General features: G+C 60.7%; 4 protein-coding genes. All 4 read left to right on the top strand.

Annotated features, from left to right (window positions below):
• The coding region (gene motA / locus ADK28_RS25615; protein ID WP_048797018.1) for a flagellar motor stator protein MotA at positions 1-766 on the top strand (766 nt) is incomplete at its 5' end.
• The gene (motB, locus tag ADK28_RS25610; protein WP_048797017.1) at positions 763-1,827 is read left to right on the top strand and encodes a flagellar motor protein MotB; all 1,065 of its coding nucleotides are present in this window, start codon (positions 763-765) and stop codon (positions 1,825-1,827) included. The genes motA and motB, both read left to right, overlap by 4 nt.
• Positions 1,824-3,845, top strand: a complete 2,022-nt coding sequence (gene cheA / locus ADK28_RS25605) for a chemotaxis protein CheA (protein WP_048797016.1) — start codon at positions 1,824-1,826, stop codon at positions 3,843-3,845. Before motB ends, cheA begins: the two co-directional genes overlap by 4 nt.
• Positions 3,846-3,877: 32 nt before the next feature.
• The coding region (cheW, locus tag ADK28_RS25600; protein WP_048797015.1) for a chemotaxis protein CheW at positions 3,878-4,325 on the top strand (448 nt) is incomplete at its 3' end.

Raw genomic sequence — 4,325 nt, 5'->3', positions numbered from 1 at the left:
CGGCGCTTTCATCGTCGGCAACAACGGCAAAGCGATCAAAGCCACGCTGCGCGCCCTGCCGCGCCTGATGCGCCGTTCCAAATACAACAAAGATCTGTATATGGATCTGATGGCGTTGCTGTTCCGTCTGCTGGCCAAATCGCGTCAGCAGGGCATGCTGTCGCTCGAGTTCGATATCGATAATCCGCAAGAAAGTGAAATTTTCTCTAATTATCCGCGCATCCTTGCCGATAACACCCTAGTGGAGTTCATTACCGACTATTTACGGCTGATGGTGAGCGGCAATATGAATGCGTTCGAGATCGAAGCGCTGATGGACGAAGAGATCGAAACCTACGAGCAGGAAAGCGAAGTGCCCGCCGGCAGTCTGGCGATGGTGGGCGACTCCTTGCCGGCGTTCGGCATCGTCGCGGCGGTGATGGGGGTGGTGCACGCCCTGGCTTCGGCTGACCGTCCGGCCGCTGAACTGGGCGCGCTGATCGCTAACGCCATGGTCGGTACTTTCCTCGGCATTTTGTTGGCCTACGGCTTCATCTCGCCGCTGGCGACGTTGCTGCGCCAGAAGAGCGCCGAAAACGTCAAGATGATGCAATGCATCAAGGTCACGCTGTTGTCGAGTCTGAACGGTTACGCGCCGCAGATCGCAGTCGAGTTTGGCCGCAAAACGCTGTATACCACCGAACGTCCTTCTTTCGTTGAGCTGGAAGAACACGTGCGCCGCGTGAAAGCGCCGGCGCAGCAGGCGACGGAAGAAGAAGAAGCATGAAACAGAATCATCCGGTCGTTCTGGTCAGAAAGCGCAAATCGCATCACGCCGCTCATCACGGCGGCTCCTGGAAGATCGCTTATGCCGACTTTATGACGGCGATGATGGCGTTCTTCCTGGTGATGTGGCTGCTGGCGATCGCCAGCCCGCAGGAGCTGACGCAAATCGCCGAATATTTCCGTACGCCGCTCAAGGTCGCCCTGACCAGCGGCGACAAGAGCAGCTCCGAGAGCAGCCCAATCCCGGGCGGCGGCGACGATCCCACGCAGCAGCACGGCCTGGTGAGAAAACAGGTCGATTCGCCGGACGCGCGCGCCGAAGAGCTGCGCCTGAACAAGCTGCGCGAAAAGCTGGATGAGTTGATTGAGTCCGATCCGCGCCTGAAGGCGCTGCGCCCGCATCTGCTGATCAACATGATGGACGAGGGGTTGCGTATTCAGATTATCGATAGCCAAAACCGGCCGATGTTCAAAACCGGCAGCGCGCAGGTCGAGAGCTACATGCGCGATATTCTGCGGGCGATAGCGCCGATCCTCAACGACTTGCCGAACAAGATCAGCCTGTCCGGCCACACCGATGATATCCCTTACGCCACCGGCGAGCGCGGCTACAGCAACTGGGAACTGTCGGCCGATCGCGCCAACGCCTCCCGACGCGAGCTGATCGCCGGCGGCCTGGCGGAAGGCAAGGTGCTGCGGGTAGTGGGCATGGCGGCCACCATGAGCCTGAAACAGCATGGCGCCGATGACGCGATTAACCGACGCATCACCGTGTTGGTGCTGAACAAGCAAACGCAAGAGGGCATCGAGCACGAAAATGCCGAAAGCAACGCGCTGGATATCGCCCAACCGGACAGTCTGAAGCAGCTGGCGCCGTCGGCGACCGCGCCGGCCAGCCAAACGCCGGAACTCTCGGCGACAGCCCCGGAACCAGTGGCGCCAACGCCAAGCGCTCCACCGCAGGCATCCCCGGCGATAGCACCGGCCGATCAGGCGCCGGAACAACCGGCTTCCGCACCCGCACCGACTAACCGCGACTCACAGCCAGAGGTGACCCCGTGAGCATGGACATTAGCGATTTTTATCAGACCTTCTTTGATGAGGCAGACGAGTTGCTGGCCGACATGGAGCAACACCTGCTGGAGCTGGATCCGCTGGCCCCCGATATCGAGCCGTTGAACGCCATCTTCCGCGCGGCGCATTCGATCAAGGGCGGCGCGGCGACCTTTGGTTTTTCGGTGCTGCAGGAAACCACCCACCTGCTGGAGAACCTGCTGGACGGTGCAAGACGCCAGGAAATGAGCCTGAGCACCGAGATTATCAACCTGTTTCTGGAAACCAAAGACATTATGCAGGAGCAACTGGACGCCTATAAAACCTCGCAACAGCCTGACGCTGAAAGCTTTGAATACATTTGTCAGGCGCTGCGCCAGCTGGCGTTGGAAGCGCAACAGCAGCAGGAGGCGCCTGCGGCTCAACCGGCCGTTCAGCAGCCTGTCGTTAAGCCATCGGCCGCGCCGGCGGCGATCGAGGGCGGCATGCGCATCAGCCTGAACGGGCTGAAAGCCAGTGAAATCCCCTTGATGTTGGAAGAGCTGGGCAACCTCGGCGAGGTTAAAGACCCGCATCAGACGGAACACAGTCTGGACGTGACGTTGCTCACCTCCGCCAGCGAAGACGACATCAGCGCCGTGCTGTGCTTCGTGCTAGAACCGGAACAAATCAGCTTCTCGACGCCGCCTCAGAGCGAACCGGCCATCGCAGAAGCGGGCTTACCGGAAGCGGTCGCCGTGCCGGAGCCTGCGCCTGCGGCGGTCGCGAACGCCGCGCCGCCTGCCGCCAAACCGGCCGCGGCAGCGGCCGAAGCGCCAAAAGCGCGCGCCAAGGCGAGCGAGTCCACCAGCATTCGCGTGGCGGTGGAAAAGGTGGATCAGCTGATCAACCTGGTGGGCGAGCTGGTGATCACCCAGTCGATGCTGGCGCAACGCTCCGGCACGCTCGATCCGGTGAACCACGGCGATCTGCTGAACAGCATGAGCCAGCTGGAGCGTAACGCGCGCGATCTGCAGGAGTCGGTGATGTCGATCCGCATGATGCCGATGGAATACGTCTTCAGCCGCTATCCGCGCCTGGTGCGCGATCTGGCCGGCAAGCTGAACAAACAGGTGGAACTGACGCTGCAGGGCAGCTCCACCGAACTGGACAAGAGCCTGATCGAACGCATTATCGATCCGTTGACGCACCTGGTGCGCAACAGCCTCGATCACGGTATCGAAGAACCGGCCACCCGCATCGCCGCCGGCAAGTCGGCGGTGGGCAATCTGGTGCTGTCGGCCGAACACCAGGGCGGCAACATCTGTATTGAGGTCATCGACGACGGCGCCGGCCTGAATCGCGAAAAAATTCTCGCCAAGGCGGCTTCGCAAGGGCTGGCGGTCAGCGACAGCATGAGCGACGAAGAGGTCGGCATGCTGATCTTTGCGCCGGGCTTCTCCACCGCCGAACAGGTGACCGACGTTTCCGGCCGCGGCGTCGGCATGGACGTGGTGAAAAGGAATATTCAGGAGATGGGGGGCCACGTCGAGATCCGTTCGCAGGCCGGTAAAGGCACCACCATCCGCATCCTGTTGCCGCTGACGCTGGCGATCCTCGACGGCATGTCGGTCAAGGTGAACGACGAAGTCTTTATCCTGCCGCTGAACGCGGTGATGGAATCGCTGCAGCCGCAGGCGGAAGATCTGCATCCGTTGGCCGGGGGCGAACGCGTGCTGCAGGTGCGCGGCGAATACCTGCCGCTGGTGGAGCTGTATCGGGTATTCGAAGTGGACGGCGCCAAAACCGACGCCACGCAGGGCATCGTGGTGATCCTGCAAAGCGCCGGCCGCCGCTATGCGTTGCTGGTAGATCAACTGATTGGCCAGCATCAGGTGGTGGTGAAGAATCTGGAAAGCAACTACCGCAAAGTGCCGGGCATCTCCGCTGCGACCATTCTGGGCGATGGCAGCGTGGCCTTGATCGTCGATGTCTCGGCGTTGCAAACCTTGAACCGTGAAAAGCGTCTGACGGACGCCGCCGCATAATAATGAGTTTATTGATTTAAAAGGTGAATGATATGGCAGGATTGGCAGCCGTCAGCAAATTGGCTGGCGAAACGGTAGGGCAAGAGTTTCTGATTTTTACCCTGGGCAACGAGGAGTATGGCATCGATATCCTCAAGGTGCAGGAAATTCGCGGCTACGATCAGGTGACCCGCATCGCCAACACCCCGGCGTTCATCAAGGGCGTCACCAACCTGCGCGGCGTGATTGTTCCCATCATCGATCTGCGGGTGAAGTTTTCGCAGCAGAGTGTTTCCTACGATGAGAACACCGTGGTGATCGTGTTGAACTTTGGCCAGCGCGTGGTGGGCATCGTGGTTGATGGCGTCTCCGACGTGCTGTCGCTCACCGCCGATCAGATCCGTCCGGCGCCGGAGTTCGCGGTGACGCTGGCGACCGAATACCTCACCGGCCTCGGTTCGCTGGGCGAGCGCATGCTGATCCTGGTGGATATCGAAAAGC

Origin of the sequence: Serratia sp. 506_PEND, assembly GCF_001076875.1 — a bacterium.
GTDB classification, from domain to species: domain Bacteria; phylum Pseudomonadota; class Gammaproteobacteria; order Enterobacterales; family Enterobacteriaceae; genus Serratia; species Serratia marcescens.
Note: the sequence above shows the minus strand (reverse complement) of the source record. Positions and strands in the feature narration are given on the sequence as shown.